Annotated in this window: 14 protein-coding genes; 9 read left to right on the top strand and 5 right to left on the bottom strand. The window is 58.7% G+C overall.

The genetic code is table 11. From position 1 onward, the window contains the following. Window positions 1-70: 70 nt before the first annotated feature. On the bottom strand, window positions 71-2,533 hold the full coding sequence (topA, locus tag HER32_RS18785; RefSeq protein ID WP_149072801.1) for a type I DNA topoisomerase: 2,463 nt from the start codon (window positions 2,531-2,533) through the stop codon (window positions 71-73). A gap of 340 nt (window positions 2,534-2,873) precedes the next feature. Between topA and HER32_RS18790 the strand changes: the two genes are divergently transcribed. From HER32_RS18790 to HER32_RS18825, 8 genes are all read left to right on the top strand, one after another. Continuing rightward, window positions 2,874-7,244 (top strand): HAMP domain-containing protein, encoded by a 4,371-nt coding sequence (locus tag HER32_RS18790; RefSeq protein WP_232066311.1) that lies wholly within the window; start codon window positions 2,874-2,876, stop codon window positions 7,242-7,244. Between the two features lie 77 nt (window positions 7,245-7,321). Continuing rightward, complete coding sequence (locus HER32_RS18795) at window positions 7,322-7,858, top strand: chemotaxis protein CheW (protein ID WP_149072800.1); 537 nt, start codon at window positions 7,322-7,324, stop codon at window positions 7,856-7,858. A gap of 42 nt (window positions 7,859-7,900) precedes the next feature. Then, window positions 7,901-8,311 (top strand): response regulator, encoded by a 411-nt coding sequence (locus HER32_RS18800; RefSeq protein ID WP_149072799.1) that lies wholly within the window; start codon window positions 7,901-7,903, stop codon window positions 8,309-8,311. A gap of 86 nt (window positions 8,312-8,397) precedes the next feature. Next, complete coding sequence (locus tag HER32_RS18805) at window positions 8,398-9,438, top strand: chemotaxis protein CheB (RefSeq protein ID WP_149072798.1); 1,041 nt, start codon at window positions 8,398-8,400, stop codon at window positions 9,436-9,438. Continuing rightward, complete coding sequence (locus HER32_RS18810) at window positions 9,435-11,063, top strand: chemotaxis protein CheA (RefSeq protein WP_168682984.1); 1,629 nt, start codon at window positions 9,435-9,437, stop codon at window positions 11,061-11,063. Before HER32_RS18805 ends, HER32_RS18810 begins: the two co-directional genes overlap by 4 nt. Window positions 11,064-11,128: 65 nt before the next feature. After that, window positions 11,129-11,767 (top strand): chemotaxis protein CheC, encoded by a 639-nt coding sequence (locus HER32_RS18815; RefSeq protein ID WP_232066312.1) that lies wholly within the window; start codon window positions 11,129-11,131, stop codon window positions 11,765-11,767. 29 nt (window positions 11,768-11,796) lie between these two features. Beyond that, on the top strand, window positions 11,797-12,882 hold the full coding sequence (locus tag HER32_RS18820; RefSeq protein ID WP_149072795.1) for an agmatinase family protein: 1,086 nt from the start codon (window positions 11,797-11,799) through the stop codon (window positions 12,880-12,882). Between the two features lie 157 nt (window positions 12,883-13,039). Continuing rightward, a complete protein-coding gene (locus tag HER32_RS18825) occupies window positions 13,040-13,375 on the top strand; it encodes a phage holin family protein (RefSeq protein WP_168682985.1) in 336 nt (111 codons plus the stop codon). A gap of 67 nt (window positions 13,376-13,442) precedes the next feature. Here HER32_RS18825 and murA read toward each other — a convergent pair whose 3' ends face one another. The 3 genes from murA to HER32_RS18840 form a co-directional block, all read right to left on the bottom strand. After that, complete coding sequence (murA, locus tag HER32_RS18830; RefSeq protein WP_168682986.1) at window positions 13,443-14,747, bottom strand: UDP-N-acetylglucosamine 1-carboxyvinyltransferase; 1,305 nt, start codon at window positions 14,745-14,747, stop codon at window positions 13,443-13,445. A 121-nt stretch (window positions 14,748-14,868) separates the two neighbouring features. After that, on the bottom strand, window positions 14,869-15,594 hold the full coding sequence (locus HER32_RS18835) for a DUF4290 domain-containing protein (protein ID WP_168682987.1): 726 nt from the start codon (window positions 15,592-15,594) through the stop codon (window positions 14,869-14,871). A gap of 150 nt (window positions 15,595-15,744) precedes the next feature. After that, on the bottom strand, window positions 15,745-17,997 hold the full coding sequence (locus HER32_RS18840; protein ID WP_410503901.1) for an ATP-dependent helicase: 2,253 nt from the start codon (window positions 17,995-17,997) through the stop codon (window positions 15,745-15,747). Between the two features lie 184 nt (window positions 17,998-18,181). Between HER32_RS18840 and HER32_RS18845 the strand changes: the two genes are divergently transcribed. After that, window positions 18,182-18,763 carry a DUF3109 family protein gene (locus HER32_RS18845; protein ID WP_168682989.1) on the top strand — a complete coding sequence of 194 codons (582 nt, stop codon included), beginning with the start codon at window positions 18,182-18,184 and terminating at the stop codon, window positions 18,761-18,763. A gap of 72 nt (window positions 18,764-18,835) precedes the next feature. On the opposite strand, the gene HER32_RS18850 is transcribed toward HER32_RS18845, so the two are convergent. Continuing rightward, the gene (locus HER32_RS18850) at window positions 18,836-20,032 is read right to left on the bottom strand and encodes a hypothetical protein (RefSeq protein WP_168682990.1); all 1,197 of its coding nucleotides are present in this window, start codon (window positions 20,030-20,032) and stop codon (window positions 18,836-18,838) included. Between the last annotated feature and the right edge of the window lie 163 nt (window positions 20,033-20,195).

Genomic DNA, 20,195 nt, shown 5'->3' on the forward strand with positions numbered 1-20,195 from the left:
TATCGGGGCTTTTTAATATCCTGCTGATTCCCAAGGAGTCTTAGGGAATTCTGTCTGGGAATAAGAATGGCTATTTAGCTTTGGTGGCGGGCTTTTTAGCCGCGGGCTTCTTGGCTGCAGCCTTTTTTGCGGCGGGTTTTTTGGCCGCCGGTTTTTTAGCAGGGGTGTCAGCCTTTTCGGCCGCGGCGGGGGCGGCTTTCTTCGCGAAGCGGCCTCCTTTAGCGGGTTTGTCGGGCGTGGCCTCAGCCAGCTCCAGGCACCGCTCCAGGCTCAGTTCCACGGGTTCTTCGCCCTTCGGAATCTTCACGTTTTTCTTGCCCACCACGATGTAAGGCCCAAAACGCCCGTTGAGCACCTGCACATCTTCCCGGTCGGGGAAGGTTTTGATCAGCCGTTCCGAGTCGGCTTTGCGCTTGGCCTCAATCAGGTCAATAGCCTCCTGGGCCGTGATGGTGTGCGGGTCCTGCTCTTTTGTTAAGGAGTAGAACTTGCTGTCGTGCCGGATATAGGGCCCAAACCGACCCAGGGCCGCCGTCATATCCTTGTCTTCAAACTGACCAACATTGCGGGGCAGCTTAAACAAGTCCAGGGCTTCCTCTACCGTGAGGTTTTCAATAAACTGACCTTTGCGCAAGCTGGCGTATACGGCCTTTTCCCCTTCCGGCGCGCCTTCCAGGGGCTCGATCTGCACGTAAGGGCCAAAGCGGCCGAGACGGGCCGTAATCTTCTGGCCGGTTTCGGGGTGGGTGCCGATTTCGCGGGTGCTGCCCAGCGTGCTGCGCTCAATATCCTGGCCGCGCTCCACGGTTTCGTGGAAGGTGCCGTAAAAGCCCGCCAGCATATCCGTCCACACTTCCTGGCCGTCGGCAATGCGGTCAAATTCGTCTTCTACCTTGGCCGTGAACTGAAAGTCCACAATCACCGGGAAATGCTCCACCAGAAAGTCGGTGACCACCATGGCTGTATCGGTGGGAAACAGCTTGGCTTTGTCGGCCCCGAAGGTTTCGGTTTTCACTTCGGTCTTCACTTCGCTGCCTTCCAAGGTTAGCACATGGAACTTCCGCTCCTTGCCCTCGCGGGTGTCTTTCTCCACGTAGCCCCGCTTCTGGATGGTGCTGATGGTAGGCGCGTAGGTAGATGGCCGGCCAATGCCCATTTCCTCCAGCTTTTTCACCAACGAGGCTTCCGTGTAGCGGGCTGCCGGTGCGGAGTAACGCTCCGTGGCGCGCAATTGCTGCAGCGGCAACTCCTGGCCCACGCTCAGGGGTGGCAGGCCACGCGAAAACGACGATTCTCCGTCCTGCTCGTCCTCGTCCTTGCTTTCGGCATAGGCTTTCAGGAAGCCCTCGAAGGTAATGACTTCGCCCGTTGCCGTGAGCATTACGCCCGGCTGGGTGCTGATGCCAATGGTAGCTACCGTGCGCTCAATCACCGCGTCGGCCATTTGTGAGGCCAGGGCGCGTTTGCGGATCAGGTCGTAGAGGCGCTGCTCGGCCGAGTCTTCTCCGGCTTTTACCAAGGCAAAGTCGGTGGGGCGGATGGCTTCGTGGGCTTCCTGGGCCGAGGCGGACTTGGTTTTGAACTGCCGGGTTTGAGCGTACTCCTCGCCGTAAGCCTGGGAAATGGCCACTCGGGCCGCCGCCAGGGCATCCTGCGAAAGGTTCACGGAGTCGGTACGCATGTAGCTGATACGGCCGGCTTCGTAGAGCTTCTGGGCCACGCTCATGGTCTGAGCCACCGAGAAACCGAGCTTGCGCGAGGCTTCCTGCTGTAGGGTAGAAGTGGTGAAGGGTGGGGCCGGGCTGCGCTTGCCCGGCTTTTTCTCCAGGTTCTCGATGCGGTAGCCCGCGCCCACGCAACGCGCCAGAAAGGCTTCGGCCTCGTCGCGGGTTTTGTAGCGGGTGGGCAGCTCGGCCTCCAGCACCGCGCCACGGCCGGCATCAAAGCGGGCCACAATGCGGTAGGCGGAACTAGTCTTGAACTGGCTGATTTCCCGCTCCCGCTCCACCACCAGGCGCACGGCCACGCTTTGCACGCGGCCCGCCGAAAGCCCGGCTTTTACCTTTTTCCAAAGCACCGGGCTTAGCTCGAAGCCTACCAATCGGTCGAGCACCCGCCGGGCCTGCTGGGCATTTACCAGGTTCAGGTCAATTTCCCGCGGGTTGTCAATGGCCGTGAGGATGGCATTCTTGGTGATTTCGCGGAACACAATGCGCCGCGTCTTCTGGTCACTCAGGTTCAGCGTTTCGGCCAGGTGCCAGCTGATGGCTTCGCCCTCGCGGTCATCGTCACTGGCTAGCCACACCGTTTCGGCCTCCTTGGCCAGCTTTTTCAGCTGACTGATGATTTCGCGTTTGTCGGCCGAAACCACGTAGGTAGGCTTAAACCCATTGCTGATATCAATGGCGTTGTTATCCTTGGGCAGGTCGCGCACGTGCCCAAAGCTGGATTTGACGATAAAGTCCTTGCCAAGGTACCCTTCGATGGTTTTGGCCTTGGCAGGCGACTCGACAATGACTAGATTCTTAACCATATAAGGGGAAGCAGGGCGGGAGCTGACAGTACGTTCCTATGTAGAACGCGAAGCAGCGCAGGGAAGTTGAATTTTGCCGCAAAGATGCTGGAATATTCCGGCCCAGAATTTTATTTCCTTATTAAAAGTCGAAATAGGTCAGCCTGAGTTATACAAAGATGTCTGTTAAGTGGTTCAGCTGATGTTGATTGAACTATATAGTCCTGTGAAATGGGAAAAATCACCGCAAATTAGGCTGCTATGTCCCTTTTACTACCTTTGTTAGTCTGACGCTAGTGCATCGGGCACTATGGTCTGTATCTGCACCGCCTTTATTTCCGGCTTCGCAATTTCCTCCTCTATGGCTTCTGGCAAATCCACCCGCGCCGCTAAACCAGCCGATCCTACTGCTACCCCTACCACCACGCCCGACGCGCCTACGCCTTCGGGACGCAACGGCCTGTCGGAGGCCGCCGGGCCCAACCGCCGGGGTACGGCCGTGACGAGTGACAGTACCCGCAAGCGGGGCGTGGTCCGCACCGAAATTGCCGATCAGGCCCCGGACTACGTAAACGAGCAGCTGAACCGCGTGCTCTACGCCCTCGACGCCTTTAAGAAAGGTGACGTCTCAGTTCGCCTCACCAAGCAGAACGACGACATCTTCGCCGAAATAGCCGAAGCCTACAATTCCATGGTGGAAATGATTGGCGGGGTAGGCGGCGAGGTGTCCCGCATTTCGAAGGTGGCCGGGGTTGAAGGAAACCTGAAAGCCCGGGCCTCCGCCGAAAATGCCGCCGGCTTCTGGCGCGACATGATCAACAATATCAACGGCCTGGTGGACAGCATTGCCGTACCGGTATTGGAGGTAGGTAAAGTACTGAAGAACATCAGCCGCGGTAACCTCGATGAGTCGTTCCAGATTCCGGTTTCCGGCGACTTCAAGGTGATGGCCGAAACCATCAACAAAACGATTGACAACCTCAACGTTTTCGCCGGCGAGGTAACCCGGGTGGCCCAGGAAGTAGGTACCGAAGGAAAGCTGGGTGGCCAAGCCTCCGTACCGAACGTAGGCGGCATCTGGAAAGATCTGACGGACAACGTAAACAACATGGCCAGCAACCTGACGAGTCAGGTGCGGGACATTGCCAACGTGGCTACGGCCGTAGCGAAGGGTGACCTGACCCAGAAGATTACGGTAGATGTGAAAGGCGAGCTGCTGCAACTGAAGCAGAACCTGAACCAGATGGTGGACTCGCTGAACCTGTTCGCCGGCGAAGTAACCCGGGTGGCCCAGGAAGTGGGTACCGAAGGAAAGCTGGGTGGCCAGGCCCTTGTGCCCAACGTAGGCGGGGTTTGGAAAGATCTGACGGACAACGTAAACAACATGGCCAGTAACCTGACGAGTCAGGTGCGGGACATTGCCAACGTGGCTACGGCCGTAGCGAAGGGTGACCTGACCCAGAAGATTACGGTTGATGTAAAGGGCGAGCTGCTGCAGTTGAAGCAGAACCTGAACCAGATGGTGGACTCGCTGAACCTGTTCGCCGGCGAGGTAACTCGCGTGGCCCAGGAAGTAGGTACCGAAGGGCGCCTCGGTGGCCAGGCCGTAGTGCCGAACGTAGCCGGCACCTGGAAAGACCTGACGGACAACGTAAACACCATGGCCGCCAACCTGACTTCTCAGGTGCGGGACATTGCCAACGTAGCCACGGCCGTAGCCCGCGGCGACTTGTCGCAGAAGATTACCGTTGATGTAAAGGGCGAGCTGCTGCAGCTGAAGCAGAACCTGAACCAGATGGTGGACTCGCTGAATCTGTTTGCCGGCGAGGTAACCCGCGTGGCCCTGGAGGTAGGCGCGGAAGGAAAGCTGGGCGGCCAGGCTTCGGTACCGAATGTGGCCGGGGTGTGGAAGGAGCTGACCGACAATGTAAACTACATGGCCTCGAACTTGACGAGCCAGGTACGCGACATTGCCAACGTAGCTACTGCCGTAGCCCGCGGTGACTTGTCGCAGAAAATGACGGTGAACGTGAAGGGCGAAATCCTGGAGCTCAAGAACATCTTGAACCAGATGGTGGACTCGCTCAACATCTTCGCTGGGGAAGTAACCCGCGTGGCCCGCGAAGTAGGTACGGAAGGAAAGCTGGGCGGCCAGGCCAACGTACCCCGCGTTGGTGGCACCTGGAAAGAGCTGACGGACAACGTAAACACGATGGCCAGCAACCTGACGAGTCAGGTGCGCGACATTGCCAACGTAGCTACCGCCGTAGCAAAAGGTGACCTGACGCAGAAGATTACGGTTGATGTAAAAGGCGAGCTGCTGGATCTGAAGAACATTCTGAACCAGATGGTGGACTCGCTCAACATCTTCGCTGGCGAGGTAACCCGCGTAGCCCGCGAAGTAGGTACGGAAGGTATTCTGGGCGGTCAGGCCAATGTGCCGAACGTTTCGGGTACGTGGAAGGACCTGACCGACAACGTAAACACGATGGCCAGCAACCTGACCTCTCAGGTGCGGGACATTGCCAACGTGGCTACCGCCGTAGCCCGCGGCGACTTGTCGCAGAAGATTACGGTAAACGTAAAAGGGGAGCTTTTCCAGTTGAAGGAAAACCTCAACCAGATGGTGGACTCGCTGAACACCTTCGGTGACGAGGTAACCCGCGTGGCCCGTGAAGTAGGCACCGAAGGCAAGCTGGGTGGCCAGGCCGTAGTGCCCAACGTACGCGGCACCTGGAAAGACCTCACCGACAACGTAAACTTCATGGCTGCTTCGCTCACCAGCCAGGTGCGGGACATTGCCAACGTAACTACTGCCGTAGCCCGCGGCGACCTAAGCCAGAAAGTATCCGTTGATGTAAAAGGCGAGCTGCTCGACCTGAAGGACAACATCAACCGAATGGTGGACTCGCTCAACATCTTCGCCGGCGAGGTAACCCGTGTGGCCCTTGAAGTAGGTACCGAAGGGCGCCTGGGTGGTCAGGCCAACGTGCCCAGCGTGAGCGGGGTGTGGAAAGAGCTGACCGACCGGGTAAACACCATGGCCTCGAACCTCACCACGCAGGTACGTGGACTGGTGAAAGTAGTAACCGCCGTATCGAAAGGTGACCTGACCCAGAAGCTGACCCTAGAAGCCAAAGGCGAAGTAGCCGACCTGGCCGACACCATCAACCGAATGGTGGATGACCTGAACCGACTGGCCGTAGAAGTTAGCCGGGTGGCCAAAGTAGCCGGGGTAGAAGGCAAGCTGACGGAACGCGCCACGGTAGGCGGGGTATCGGGCTCCTGGAAAGAACTCGTGGACACGCTCAACGCCCTGCTGGAGTCCATTGCTTCGCCGGTACTGGAAGTGGCCCGCGTAGTACGCGCCATTTCGGAAGGTGACCTGACCCAGCGCGTGGAAGTGCCCACCGCCGGCGACATCATGGCCATGTCCGATGCCCTGAACCTCGCCGTGGAGAACCTGAACGAGTTGCTCGGCGAAATCAACGAGTCGTCGCTCGTAGTAGGGTCCTCGTCGGAGGAAATGGCGGGAAAAGGTCAGGAAATGAGCCGCGTCACGGTTGACGTAGCTTTGGCGATGCAGCAGATGGCCGAAGGCGCTCAAAACCAGGCCTTGAAAACCGACCAGGCCTTCAAACTCATCGAAGAGATTATGACGGCCACCAAGGAAACGGCTGGCAAGGCCGACGTTGGTATCAAGGCCGCTATCCTCGGTGAGCAAACCTCGCAGCTGGGTCTGAAAACGGTGGCTGAGGTGGTGAAAAACATGGAAGAAATTTCCAACGCCGCCGCCCAAACGGCCCGCACCATCGAAGTACTGAGTACCCGTTCCGGGGAAATCAGCAAGTCGCTGGGCGTAATTACGGACATTGCCTCGCAAACCAACCTGCTGGCCCTGAACGCGGCCATCGAAGCCGCCCGCGCCGGGGAAGCCGGCCGTGGTTTTGCCGTAGTAGCCGAAGAAATCCGGAAGCTGGCCGAAGGCTCCCGCAAGTCGGCCAACGAAATTGCCACGCTGGTAGAAGATGTTCGCAAGGATACCACTTCCGCTGCCACAGCAATTTCAACCATGGAAGGGCGCGTACTGAAAGGGAAAAACGCCACGTTCGAGGCCAGCTCGGCCTTTAAGAACATTGCTACCTCCAGCGGCGAAACGCTCCGCACCTCCCGCGACATTCTGACGGCCACCGAGATACAGAAAACCTCGATTGGCGATGTAGTAAAGTACGTAGAGGAAGTGGTAGCCATTGCCGAGCAAACGGCCTCGGGCACCCAACAAGTGGCCGGTACCGCCAAGCAGCTTTCCTCGAGCATGCAGGAACTCACCGCCTCCAGCCAGAAGCTGGCTGATATTGCCGACGACCTGCAGGCTGGTTTGTCTAACTTCCAGCTCATCGAATTTGTGGAGCCCGAGCCCGAGCCTGTAGTTCGTCGCGGTCTGCGCCGCATCGTGCAGGTAGCGGCCCCGGAGCCCACGCAGCCGGCCCGACGTCAGCAGGGTCCCGTTACGCGTCAGGCGGCCCGCCCAGCGGCCCCGGCGGCGCGCCCTCTGCCTGCCGCCCGCGCCACCGATAGTAGAAACAACGACTCCAAAGTGACCAAGGGACCTTCCAAAACCCAGCGGGCCGCCGCGCCGAAGGTAGCGGCGCCGAAGAAGGAGGAAGCTCCAACGCCGGAAAATGGCAAGAAGGGTCCCGCTTCCAAAGCTCAGAAGACGAAAGGCAAATAGTTTCCGAACGCAAGCCCCGCCGGTAGCCCTAACCAGGGCCGCCGGCGGAAGGCCATTATCGTTTGAAGCGCCAGATCATGCAAACAGAAACCAGCGTTAGTAAAAAACAGGTTGTTCAGGAAGCCCTTATTCAGCTTATTATCTTTAAGCTGGGTAATGAGGAATACGGTGTGCGCATTGAGCAGGTAAAGGAAGTGACCATCACCCCGGAAATTGCGCAAATGCCCAAGACGCCGGCTTTTGTTAAAGGCATTGCCAATCTGCGGGGCGACATTATTGCCATTATCGACCTGGAAGAGCGTTTCGGCCTGCGCCGCGGGCACCAGCCCACCACCGAGGCCCTGTCTTATACTCTCGCCATCGAAGCCAAGGATTACACCATTGGCATTGTGGTACGGGAAGTTCCCCAACCGCTTTCCTTGCCGGTTTCAGCTATTGAGAAGGCGCCCGAGTTCATCCAAGACAACGGTATTCAGGAGAAATACATCGAAGGTATAGCTCGTCTGGAAGGCCGCATAATTATCGTGCTGGATATGATGAAGCTGCTAACTCCAGCGGAAATCATGCAATTGAATTCGCGCGGAGAATCTTCTGGGGCACGCCCCCGTACTTAGGCCTGAGAAAATTTTCCGTCAAACCCCGATTTCCCCAACCATATGAAAAACCGCATCCTCATCGTGGACGACTCGTTCTACATGCGCACGATGCTTAAGAATATGCTCACCGACGCCGGTTACGACGTGGTGGGCGAGGCCGCAAACGGCCAGCAAGCCATCGAAATGGCGGCTGCCACCCGGCCCGACCTGATTACGCTCGACGTTATCCTGCCGGACAATACCGGCCTGGACGTACTCAAGGGCATCCGGCAAGACCAGCCCGAAGTGCGCATTGTGATGTGCAGCGCCGTGGGGCAGGAAGTTATTGTCAACGAAGCCCTGGAAAGTGGGGCGGTTGCCTACATCGTGAAGCCCTTCTCCGAGGAAAAAGTGCTGGAAATCGTTAGCTCGGCCTTGCAGCAAGGCAGCGCCGCCACTACCGAAGCCGACGATACCCCTGCTGAAGGCTAACTCCTCGCTCATCCCATTACAGCGTACTTTTCCCTGCCCGCTTTCCCCGCCCCGTGATTCGTTTTTCTCCTGAACCTGTTGCCGTCTTGCTTGGTGAACTCCCGGGGCTTTCCCGCCTGGAGTTGACCCGGTGGCTGGCGGCTGCGCCCGATATGCGGGTGGTTGGAGCAGCGGAAACCGCGGAAGAACTGGTGCAGCAGTGTCGCCGGCTGCGTCCCGGGCTCATCATTGCGGGCGAAAAGGCACTGGCGGCCCTAAGTCAGCTTAGTCAGGCGCGGTCGGTGCCAATCTTGCTCTATGCCAATGGCACGCCGTTGCCCGGCATGCTGCGGGAAGCCGCCCGCTGGGGCGTGTACGACTATATACTGCCCCTGCTGCCCCGCGAGCACAGCGGTGCAGGGCAGCAGCGCGCCGAATTCTGGCGCAAGATCAGGGCAGTATTACCCCTTAAAAAGCCTGCGGCGGCCAACCCCGCCCTGCTGCTGGCGCCTCCGCAGGGGCTGGTGGTACTAGGAGGCTCAACGGGTGGCGCCGCGGCAGTGGAGTACGTGATACAGGGGCTTTCGCCGGGGCTGAAACAGGCCGTGCTGGTAGCGGTGCATTTACCTGCCCAGTTTACCAGCTCTTTTGTTTCCCGGCTACAACGGGTTTCTCCGCTGCCGGTGCAGGCAGCAACCCACGAAACCCGGCTCGAAGCCGGTAAGGTCCTAGTGGTGCCGGGCGGCCATAATATGGTGGTACGGCCAACCAGCAATGGCCCCTGGATGGGGTGGCAAACGGAGTTTGCTATAGAAACGCCAACCAGCTTCGACGTGCCTTCCATCGATTTGCTTCTGGCCTCGGCCGCCCGAACGCTGGGCCGAAAAGTGTCGGGCGTGATTCTCAGCGGGCTGGGCCGCGATGGTACCGCTGGCGCTCAGTTAGTGCGCGCCCACGGCGGGACCATCATTGCGCAGGATGAGGAGTCAGCTTCGGTATTTAGCATGCCCAAATCCGTTATTCAAGCCGGATTGGCTTCGCAGGTACTGCCCCTGAGTGGCATTGCGGCATTTATTAACCGTGGTAGCACGGCCACCGGCCTTGGGGCCGGAGCCCGGCATTCCGTTTCCCAACTCAAGCACGGATGAAATCACGGGAGCAGGAATATCGCGAAATGTTCATGGCCGAGGCGTTGGAGTACTACGACGCCATGGGCCGCCACATCAGCGAACTAGAGAAAAACCCCAGCGCTGAGGCGGCTCTCAACGAGCTGTTCCGCCTCATGCACAACCTAAAGGCAAATGCGCGGGCCATGGGCTTCAATGAGCTCGGGGAAATTGCGCACGGGATGGAAACCATCTTTGGCCTGATCCGCAGCAAGGAAAAAGACTTTACCGGGTCGATTATTCCAGTCATCTTCGGCGGTATCGACACCATTGGCACCATGATCCGGGCCATTGGCGAGGATGCCGCCATGCCGGAGGTAGATGTGCTGCTGGCCAACCTCGACCGCCTAGTGAAAGGGGAGGAGCCGGTGCTCGAAGGCGAGCTGGTCACCACCGATGATGCCCGCAAGCTGGAACTGTCGGATCTGGTTTATATCCAGATTAAAAAGCTGGATCATCTGCTGAACCTGGTAGGGGAGCTGATTATTGACCGGGACCGTATTTTTACGTTGGGTCAGGAAATCGGGAACCCGGCGTTGCAGTCGGTGGCTTCCCACCTGTTCCGCATTGCCGACGAGCTGCAGTACAGCGTGATGGATGCCCGTCTGGTAAACGTTGGGTCCCTGTTCAACAAGTTTCCGCGCGTGGTGCGCGACGTGGCCACGGCCGAGCAGAAAGAGGTGAACCTGACCATTAGCGGGCAGGATATCCAGATTGACCGCAACATTCTGCAGATTATCACCGACTCTCTGCTGCACTTGGTGCGCAATGCCATTGGGCACGGGATTGAAACCCCGCAGGAACGGGAAAAATCCGGTAAACCTGCCATTGGTGAGCTAGCCATTCTCGCCTCTACGGAGCGCGACGATGTACTTATCCAAGTGCGGGATGATGGGCGCGGCATCAACGTGGACAGTGTGCGCCGCAAAGCCGTGGAGCGCGGACTGGTGAGTGCCAACGCCGCCGCTACCCTCAGCCCCGCCGACGTGCGGGCGTTTCTGTTCGAGCCCGGCTTTTCCATGGCCAAGGAGGTTACCGATATTTCCGGGCGCGGCGTGGGACTGGACGTAGTAAAGCTGGCCATCGACTCGCTGGGCGGGCAACTGCGCGTAGAGTCGGAACTAGGCAAAGGCACTACCTTTACGCTGGTACTGCCCACCTCTATTGCCGTAAAAGGCGCCCTGCTGTTTGAGCTGGAAGGCCGCAGCTATGCTCTGCTGCTCATGCACATCGACTCGGTGGTGTCGTTGTGGCCCGAGCAACTGCATGTGGTAGGGGGAATGCTGCTGGCCGAGGTGCAGGGCGAAAATGTGCCCGTAGTAAGCCTGCGCCAGCTGCTACACACCAGCGACGAACCTCTCCCGCCCGCCGACCGCAGCGAGCTGCACGGCCGGCAGGACATCATCATTGCTAACTACAACAACCGGCGCCTGGGCTTAATCGTCGACCGGTTTGTGCGGCAGCAAAACATTGTCATCAAACCCATGTCTCAACCCCTGGATACTATTGACCTGTTTGGTGGCGTCACGCTGCTGGGCAGTGGGCAGGTGTGTCTGGTGTTGGACGTGCCGGCCATTACCCGCGTGTTTCTGGCCAAAAGACCTTAATCTACGTATTGCATACCCCGGCTGTAAGCTCTTCGGTACTTACGGCTGACCAACTGAATGAGCGTATGGAGTTGCACATGACGGAACTAGAGCGGGATATCATCCGTGAGATTCTCAACATCGGCCTGGCGCGCGCGGCAGACTCGTTTGCCGTGATTGCGCAGGAAAAGGTGTTGCTGGAAGTTCCGAACCTGGACCTGGTGACGGCCGACCGGATCATTGATATGGTCCGGCAGTATGAAAGCAGCCACCGGATTATCCAGTCCGATATTCGGGGGGATTTTAACGGCACCACGCTTATGCTCTTCTCGGGGCAGCATGTGCAGCGCCTCTCCAAAGTGTGCTTACGGCTGAATGTGCCGGAAACCATTGAGGTAAATGAAATGCAGGAATCCTTGCTGCTGGAGATGAGCAACATCATCACCGGCGCCTTGGTAACCCAGCTGGCCAACATCCTGAAGGCGCACATCTATGGGGCGCCCCCGGCGGCCTCCAACGGCGACGTGGCGCACTCCCTGCACAACCTCATCAGCCACAACCCCGAGTTTCAGCCCCTTATCTTCTCAGTCATCACGCAGTTTTCCGACCAGAACAGCTCGGTAGAGCTGCCCCTGATGCTGTTTTTTGACCGCGCTACCTTCGTTAAGATTCTGGAAATCATCCGGGGTTACAACTTCCTTGATACGCAATCGGCCGGGGCATAACCTGCGCCGCGTTGACTCTGCTTGAGCTTATGGCATCTACATCACTCGAAAAAAAGCTAGCTGAATTTGATCCTAACGGTGTAGGTGACGCTTCTGGTGGCTTATTTGGTTTGCCCTTTACCCCAGCCGAAGCCCAGGTTGTGGTAGTACCAGTCCCTTGGGAAGTAACCGTTTCTTACCAAGCCGGCACGGCACAAGGTCCCGCCGCTATCCACGAGGCTTCTATGCAGGTGGACCTCTATGACCCGGACGTTGCCGATGCCTGGCGCCTGGGCATTGCCATGGAGGACATAGATGAAAATTGGGCCGCCCAAAGCCATGCCCTGCGCGCTCAGGCAGCCGAGTACATCGGCTGGCTGGAAGAAGGCCGCCCCAGTAAAAAAGGCGCCTCCTTTGCTACAGTTCCCGCCTCCATCACGGCCAAAGGCAAAGAGCTGCTGCTCTGGCTCAAAGAAAAAACCGGCGCCTTGCTTGATGCGGGCAAAGGTGTGGTGGTACTGGGCGGTGACCACAGCACCCCGCTGGGCTACATGCATGCCCTGGCAGAACGGCACGAAGAATTCGGAATTCTGCAGATTGATGCGCACTGCGACCTGCGCCCCGCCTACGAAGGCTTTGAGTACTCCCACGCGTCTATCATGTACAATGCCCTGCAACTGCCGCAGGTAAAGAAGCTGGTGCAAGTGGGCATCCGCGACCTGTGCCAGCAGGAAGCCGATTTGATTGCGCAGTCTGGGGGGCGGGTGGCCATGTTCCACCACCGCTCCCTGCGCGACCAGATGTACGAGAAGAAGTCGTGGAAGAAGATGTGTGGGAAAATCATTGCGCAGCTTCCCCAGAAAGTATACCTGAGCTTTGACATCGATGGCCTTGACCCCAAGCTCTGCCCCGGCACCGGCACGCCCGTGCCCGGCGGCCTGGAGTTTGAAGAAGCCCTCTACTTGATTCGGGCCGTGGTGCGCTCGGGCCGCCAGATCATCGGCTGCGACCTGAACGAGGTAGCCCCCGGCGAAACTGACTGGAACGGCAACGTGGGTGCCCGCCTCCTGTACCAGATGTGCAACTGGATGGCCGTTTCCCAAGGGCGGCTGAAAGCCACCGGGATGGAGAGCTAACCCACTTGCTCAAGCTAAGTAGAAAAGGCAGCTTCCGAAAGAAGCTGCCTTTTTTGTGCCGGTCAAAAACCAAAACGACGGGAAACAGTACATTAGCCCGGCCCAATACTTCGGGCTATTCTCTCTTCCCTTCACTCCCTCATCTCTCCGCACGCTTATGGGTTTCATCCTCAAATTCATTCTTACGGCCATTATCACCTATGTGCTGGCCACTTACCTGCCCGGGTCGCACATCGGCGGCTTCAGCGACGCTATCCTGCTGGTGCTGGTGCTGGCCGTGCTGAACGCTGTGCTGAAGCCCATCCTGAAAATCCTGGGCTTTCCCATCACCATTCTCACGTTGGGTCTTTTCCTGCTCGTCATCAACGCCCTGATTGTGTTGCTGGCCGACTGGATTCTGCCTGGCTTCAAGGTAGATGGTTTCCTGTCAGCTTTGCTATTCAGCATTGTGCTGTCGGTGGTTACGGCCATTGTCGATATGGTGGTAGACTAAATCAGGTCTGCGTAACAAAAAAGCCCCGACCGGATTCGGTCGGGGCTTTTTTGTTGCTTAGTGGGTACTACAGCCGACGGATTTGAGCACCCAGGGCCGTGAGGCGCTTGTCGATGTACTGGTAGCCGCGGTCAATCTGCTCTACGTTGTCAATCACGCTGCGGCCTTCGGCGGAAAGGGCCGCAATGAGCAGGGCCACGCCCGCCCGGATGTCGGGGGAGGTCATGTTGATACCGTGCAGCTGCTTCTGGCGGTCCAGGCCAATAACGGTGGCGCGGTGCGGGTCGCAGAGGATAACCTGGGCGCCCATGTCGATGAGCTTATCCACGAAGAACAGGCGCGACTCAAACATCTTCTGGTGAATGAGCACGGTTCCTTTGGCCTGGGTAGCCACCACCAGCACAATGCTGAGCAGATCGGGGGTGAAGCCGGGCCAGGTGTGGTCGGAAACCGTGAGGATGGAGCCGTCGAGGTAAGTAGCTATTTCGTAGTGGGCCTGGGCCGGAATGTGGATGTCGTCGCCGCGGAACTCCAGCTGAATGCCCAGCTTGCGGAAGGTGTCGGGGATGATACCCAACTCGGGAATCTGACAGTCCTTAATGGTGATTTCCGAGCCCGTCATGGCCGCCAGGCCGATGAAGGAGCCGATTTCAATCATGTCGGGCAACATGCGGTGGTCGGTGCCGCCCAGGCTTTCCACGCCCTCAATGGTCAGCAGGTTGGAGCCAATGCCGTTGATTTTCGCGCCCATGCGCACCAGCATCTTGCAAAGCTGCTGCAGGTACGGCTCGCAGGCTGCGTTGTAGATGGTAGTAGTGCCTTGGGCCAACACTGCGGCCATCACGATGTTGGCCGTACCCGTCACGGAGGCTTCGTCCAGCATCATGTACGTACCCGTCAGGCCATTTTCGGCCTTGATGCGGTAAAAGTCGGAGCCTTCCATGGTTAGCTTGCCGCCCAGCTTTTCCAGCCCCAGGAAGTGCGTATCCATAGGCCGCCGACCAATTTTGTCGCCGCCGGGCTTGGGCAGCTGGCACTTGCCAAAACGCCCCAGCATGGGCCCCAAAATCATAACGGAGCCGCGCAAAGCCCCGGCCTGGGCCACAAACTCGGGCGTATCAAGGTAGTCGAGGTTGACGGCGTCGGCCTGGAAGCGGTAGGTATCGGAGGCCAGCTTGCCCACTTTCACGCCCATGTCGCGCAGCAGCTCAATGAGCTTGTTTACATCCCGGATATCGGGGATGTTGCTGATGGTAACGGGCTCGGGCGTGAGCAGGACGGCGCACAGAATCTGCAGCGCTTCGTTTTTAGCGCCTTGGGGTACAATTTCGCCTTTCAGCGGGTGGCCGCCGATTACTTCAAATGAAGCCATGGAGTAAGCTGTTAGCTATCAGCGGTTGGCTGTTAGCTTTTTTGTTCAAGAAAAAAATAGAGCAGGAGAAAGTGGTGGCTGCTCATAAAGCAAAAAGCCAGTAGCTATCAGCTAATAAAAGCTACTGCGGGGGTTGCTGGGGCTCCTGGCGGCTCTTTTTGCCACCCCGGCGCTGCTTGTCCCGGCGGTTGCCGGCGCCTCCGCTGCGGCGTCCTTCGCGGTCGGGGCGCTCCTGGCGGGGCTGGGGCACAATGAAGGGCGCCGGCCGGCCGCCGGCGGGAGCGGGAGCTACAGCAGTTTCAAACAAGCCTTGCACTTCTACCTGAGCGGGGTCGAGGGTGAGCTTGCCGCCCGAAAGGTCTTTAAGGTGCTTGAGGATGGTGACATCCTTGGCGTTTTCCTTGTTGTGGGAGCGGTACAGGAACTTCATGGTGCGGCCGATGGTGATGGTGGCCTGCTCACGCTCCTGCGGGTCTTCAATCGTCAGGGCCTTTTCCACCAGCAGCTCTATGCCCCGGCCGTAGGCGCGCAGCTTGAGGGCTTTCTGGGGGTAGGGCAGGGGCTTGGGATGCTCATTGAGGGCTTTCAGGCCTTTCAGCTCAAAGGGCGCGTCAATGTCCAGATTCTCATCTGCCATTTCGTACAGATGATTCCACACCTTCTGCTGGGCATCGGGCTGGTCGCGCAAGCCGGGCTGCAGGCGGAAAATAAGCTGCACCAGCTGCTGGGCCCGCTTGCTGCGCTCATCCCGGTCTTCTATATCGTGGAGCTGCTGGATAAGCTGGTAGGTGCTCTGGCCGTACTCGCGCTGTAGCAGCTCGTGTTTATGCAGGGAAGGTAATGGCATGGGAAAAGAAAAGGTCGCCAAATATACGCCAAACCTCCCGCCGACCGTCAGCTGACTAGCTACGACCCGGACAGGAGGCAAAGCGCGGTAGCGCGAAAGAGAAATGCGCCACCTAAAGTAGCGCGAATAACAACAAGATGCGCAGGGAACTTAGTGTACCCGCAGCTTGGCGAAGGAAAGCAGCAGCGTTTTCTCGCCTACTTCCTCAAACTCAATAATGGCTTTGGTGGAGCCCTGCACGGTTTCGAGCTTGGTCACGGTGCCAAAGCCGAACTTGGGATGCTCTACGCGCTGGCCGGTTTGCAGGTTGCTGGTGTCGGAGGGCTTGAAATCGGCGGGCGGGGTGTACTTGGTGGCGGCCAGCTTGCGCGGAGCCTGGGGGACCAAGTTGCTGCGCCGCTCAAACACGTGCCCGAACGGCGACTCGCCCGGTCCGGCGCTGCCGATGGGCCCGGCCGAGAACTTGAAGTCCACGTACTGCGGGTCGATTTCGTCGAGGAAGCGGCTTTTCTCGCAGCTGCGCAGGTTGCCCCACTGGTAGCGGGACGTGGCGTAGCTTAGGGTAAGCTTTTTCTCGGCCCGCGTAATAGCCACGTAGAACAGGCGGCGCTCCTCCTCCAGATCGGCCCGGGAGGTAATCATCATCTGGCTAGGAAAGAGGTTTTCCTCCAAGCCTACGATGTACACGTTGCGAAACTCCAGCCCCTTGGCCGAGTGGATGGTCATCAGCGTTACCTGCTCGCCTTCACTCTGGGCGTCCTTGGTGTCGGCGTCTGTAACAAGGGCAATGTCCTGCAGGAAGGCGCTAAGGCTCTTTTCCTCGCGCTCGGGGTCTTCCACGAAGGCCTTGACGCCGTTCAGGAGTTCCTGGATGTTCTCGTAGCGGGAGAGGCCCTCGATGCTTTTGTCGGCGTAGAGCTCCTCAATCATGCCCGAGTTCTTGGCAATGAACTTGGCGGCCTCAAATGCGTCTTCCTTGGCCGCCACGGCTGTGTACGCCTTGATTTTCTCGGCGAAGTCTACAATGGGGTTGGCCGCACGCGTGGGCAGGAACTGGTCGGCATTGCTGACTACCTCCCAGATGGTGTGGTTTGACTCCTCAGCCGCGTTAATGAGCTTGGCAATGGTGGTGTCGCCGATGCCGCGCTTGGGGTAGTTGATGACGCGGCGCAGGGCCTGCTCGTCGTTGGGGTTCACCGTGAGGCGCAGGTAGGCCACCAGGTCCTTGATTTCCTTGCGCTGGTAGAAGCTCAGGCCGCCCACAATCTTGTACTTGATGTTGAGCTTGCGCAGGGCTTCCTCCATGGCCCGGCTCTGGGCATTGGTGCGGTACAGGATGGCAAAGTCGTCGTAGGACAAGTGCTGGTTCATCTTGTCCTCGTAGATGCTGTTGGCCACCAGCTTGCCTTCCTCGTTGTCGGAAGCGGCTTTCAGCACCTCAATCAGCGGGCCCTCCTCGTTGTCGGAGAAGACATCTTTGCGCAGCTGGGCCTGGTTGTTTTTGATGACGGAGTTGGCCGCCTTCACAATGGTTTTGGTGGAGCGGTAGTTCTGCTCCAGCTTGAACACCTGCAGCTCGGGGTAGTCCTTCTCGAAGTTGAGAATGTTCTGAATATCGGCCCCGCGGAAGGCGTAGATGCTCTGCGCGTCGTCGCCCACCACGCAAATGTTGCGGTCCTTAGCCGCCAGCTTGCGGGCAATCAGGTACTGGGAGTAGTTGGTGTCCTGGTACTCGTCCACCATCACGTACCGGAAAATGTGCTGGTACTTGTTAAGCACATCGGGGTGGTCCTTGAACAGCACGTTGGTCTGGTAGAGCAGGTCGTCGAAGTCCATGGCCCCGGCCTTGAAGCAGCGGTTGGCGTACTGCTGGTAAATCACGCCGAGCTTGGGTCGCATGGCCGCCTCGTCGTCCTGCCGGATGACGGGGTCGTTGAGGTACTGCTGCACCGAAATGAGCTTGTTCTTGGCCGAGGAAATCCGGCTCAGCACCATGTTGGGCTTGTACATCTTATCGTCCAGCTCCAGCTCCTTCAGAATCTGGCCGATGAGGGTTTTCGAGTCCTGGGTGTCGTAGATGGTGAAGGAGCGGGGGTAACCGATTTTATCGGCCTCGGAGCGCAGAATGCGGGCGAAGATGCTGTGGAAGGTGCCCATCCACAGGTTCTTGGCATTTGGCCCCACCACTTTCTCGATGCGGGCGCGCATTTCCTTGGCCGCCTTGTTGGTGAAGGTGAGGGCCAGGATGTGAAACGGGTCAACGCCCTGCTCCAGCAGGTTGGCAATGCGGTAGGTAAGCACCCGGGTTTTGCCCGAGCCCGCGCCGGCTATAATCATGCAGGGCCCGTCGATTTGCATCACGGCGGCCGCCTGCGAGGGGTTCAATAACGAAAGATAATCCAGTCCCATGCGAAAGTCAGTCGGAAACTAAGCTTGTTGGCTTGTTAGCAAAGGTACGGCTTTGCCACCGCGTGACGAAACGGGGTTATCTTTGTGTTTCCGATTTCCCGCAGAAGGTTTCGCCGATACGCAGAACGTTCTGCGCCCTCTGCGAAACCTTCTGCGCCCTCTGCGGGAACCCACTGCCATGATTATCATTCAAAATACCGTCATTTCCGACGACGTTCGGGACAACTTCTTTGTCTGCAACCTAGAGGCCTGTAAAGGCGCCTGCTGCGTGGAGGGCGACCTGGGCGCGCCGCTGGAAACCGCCGAGCTGGCCATTCTGGAGCAGGAGTATGAGAACATCAAGCCCTTTCTGACGGAGGCCGGCCGCGCCGCTATTGAGGAGCAGGGCCTCTACATCAAAGACTGGGAAGACGACTACAGCACTACTACCATCAACGACCGGGAGTGCGCCTACGCTCTTTACGACGAGCGGGGCATTCTCAAGTGCGGCATCGAGGAAGCCTATCTGGCCGGGGCTACCTCGTTCAAAAAACCCATCAGCTGCCACCTATACCCCATCCGCATCACCAAGTACGAGGACTTCGAAGCCCTGAACTACGACCGGTGGAACATCTGCAACCCGGCCTGTTCGTTTGGTGCCAACCTGGGCGTGCGCATCTACCAGTTCCTAAAGGAGCCCCTGATTCGCAAGTACGGCGAGGCGTGGTACTGGGAGCTGGTGACGGAAATTGAGACGAACAGCCCGCCGGTTAACTCTTAGATTAAGCAAACGCCGGCCGGGTAGTGCGTTACGGTCCGGGATTCTTGGCCGCTGATTGAAGTTGGTAGTTCTTTACTTCATCAAGTCCCGCCGCATCTTCAAGGACAGGCGCAAGGAGTCCTGCCGCCAGCGGCCCAGCAAACGAAGCGTGTCCGGCTTGGCCAGCGTGTACTGCCAGGGGTGGGGGGCACCGTACTCGTTGTTTTCGCTGCGGGCAATGAGCTGCAGAACCGATTGGGGCTGCGCCGAGTCGGGTTCCGTTATGAACCGGTCGCGGCGGAAGGCGTTGCGCAGCACGGCGTTGGCCGCCTGAAAGTAGGCGCGGGACGGCCAGGCTGAGTCGGTGGCGGCAACCGGCTGCCAGCGGCCCGCCGTCCACCGCTCGGCTTGCACGGTTTCCCACACGCCGGTAACGGGCAGCACCTGGGCCTGCTCGGCGGCGTAGGCCCGAACGCCAATGGTGTCCTGCCCCACGACATAGAGCATAGCCAGCGTGAGCAGGGTGCCCAGGCCCCAGTATACCCAGCGCCCCCGCGGCCCGAAGCGGGCCCCCGTAGCAGGCAGGGTGCGAGGGGCGGCCGGACGGTGCAAAATGAAGAACTGCCAGAGCCGGTCAGCATCCTGGACCAGGAGCAGCAGCGCCAAGGCCAAGTACGTGCCCGAGCCAATCTTCACGCACACGTCGAAAAACAGGTTGATGACGAAGACGTTGAGCATCACCACCGTGGCAACAAAAGCACCCAGGGTGCGGGTACGACGAAACAACAGCAGCACTGCTGGCAGGACCTCGCCCCACCCCAGAAATTGCTGATACGCCCGCGAATAGCCAAAAAACTGCCAGGCCACGCGCATGGGCGTCAGCTCGGCCGGGGGCGTATCGAGGTTGGCCCACAGGCGTGGAAACTGGGTGGCAAACACTTTCGAGCTACCATAGACAAACAGCTGCATGCTCAGGTACAGGACAATCACGTCGAGCAAGACGGCCCCTACGGCCCACCGCCGCTTCGTCCACTGCTGAGCCAGCGCCAAGCTGATGCCGGTCAACAAACCCCAACTCAGTCCAACGCGGAGGGCCAGCCATTGCGCTGGGGTATCCCCGCAACTTGAGCTTACCTCGGCCAGCGGCTCAATCAGTCCTAAGGCTACGGATGCTTCGTACAGCCACGGGGCTAGCACCAGTCCGAGGCCTGCGGCGGCGGCCACGGTATTCAGTTGGTGCCAGCCGGAGGGGCACGGGCGCAGTTCGGGAGAAGCGGGGGAGGAGGACATTAGTAGCAAATACAGTAGTGTTTGAATATAGAATACAAGCTCCTAAAGTCAAGCATTGGATTTACTTAGGCAGTCGAAGAGAAACAACTGGAACGGGCCGACTCGCGGTAGGTAGTTGCTTGCTCAACTCGCCGCTTTCGCCGGGGTATATGCCCACGGGTGG

The sequence above is a fragment of the Hymenobacter sp. BT18 genome (assembly GCF_012273015.1).
GTDB classification, from domain to species: Bacteria; Bacteroidota; Bacteroidia; order Cytophagales; family Hymenobacteraceae; genus Hymenobacter; species Hymenobacter lutimineralis.

What these genes read in the sequence shown, in the direction of transcription:
- topA (WP_149072801.1), bottom strand. Translation starts at nt 2,533, where the DNA reads ATGGTTAAGAATCTAGTCATTGTCGAGTCGCCTGCCAAGGCCAAAACC.
- HER32_RS18790 (WP_232066311.1), top strand. Translation starts at nt 2,874, where the DNA reads ATGGCTTCTGGCAAATCCACCCGCGCCGCTAAACCAGCCGATCCTACT.
- HER32_RS18795 (WP_149072800.1), top strand. Translation starts at nt 7,322, where the DNA reads ATGCAAACAGAAACCAGCGTTAGTAAAAAACAGGTTGTTCAGGAAGCC.
- HER32_RS18800 (WP_149072799.1), top strand. Translation starts at nt 7,901, where the DNA reads ATGAAAAACCGCATCCTCATCGTGGACGACTCGTTCTACATGCGCACG.
- HER32_RS18810 (WP_168682984.1), top strand. Translation starts at nt 9,435, where the DNA reads ATGAAATCACGGGAGCAGGAATATCGCGAAATGTTCATGGCCGAGGCG.
- HER32_RS18815 (WP_232066312.1), top strand. Translation starts at nt 11,129, where the DNA reads ATGGAGTTGCACATGACGGAACTAGAGCGGGATATCATCCGTGAGATT.
- HER32_RS18820 (WP_149072795.1), top strand. Translation starts at nt 11,797, where the DNA reads ATGGCATCTACATCACTCGAAAAAAAGCTAGCTGAATTTGATCCTAAC.
- HER32_RS18825 (WP_168682985.1), top strand. Translation starts at nt 13,040, where the DNA reads ATGGGTTTCATCCTCAAATTCATTCTTACGGCCATTATCACCTATGTG.
- murA (WP_168682986.1), bottom strand. Translation starts at nt 14,747, where the DNA reads ATGGCTTCATTTGAAGTAATCGGCGGCCACCCGCTGAAAGGCGAAATT.
- HER32_RS18835 (WP_168682987.1), bottom strand. Translation starts at nt 15,594, where the DNA reads ATGCCATTACCTTCCCTGCATAAACACGAGCTGCTACAGCGCGAGTAC.
- HER32_RS18845 (WP_168682989.1), top strand. Translation starts at nt 18,182, where the DNA reads ATGATTATCATTCAAAATACCGTCATTTCCGACGACGTTCGGGACAAC.
- HER32_RS18850 (WP_168682990.1), bottom strand. Translation starts at nt 20,032, where the DNA reads ATGTCCTCCTCCCCCGCTTCTCCCGAACTGCGCCCGTGCCCCTCCGGC.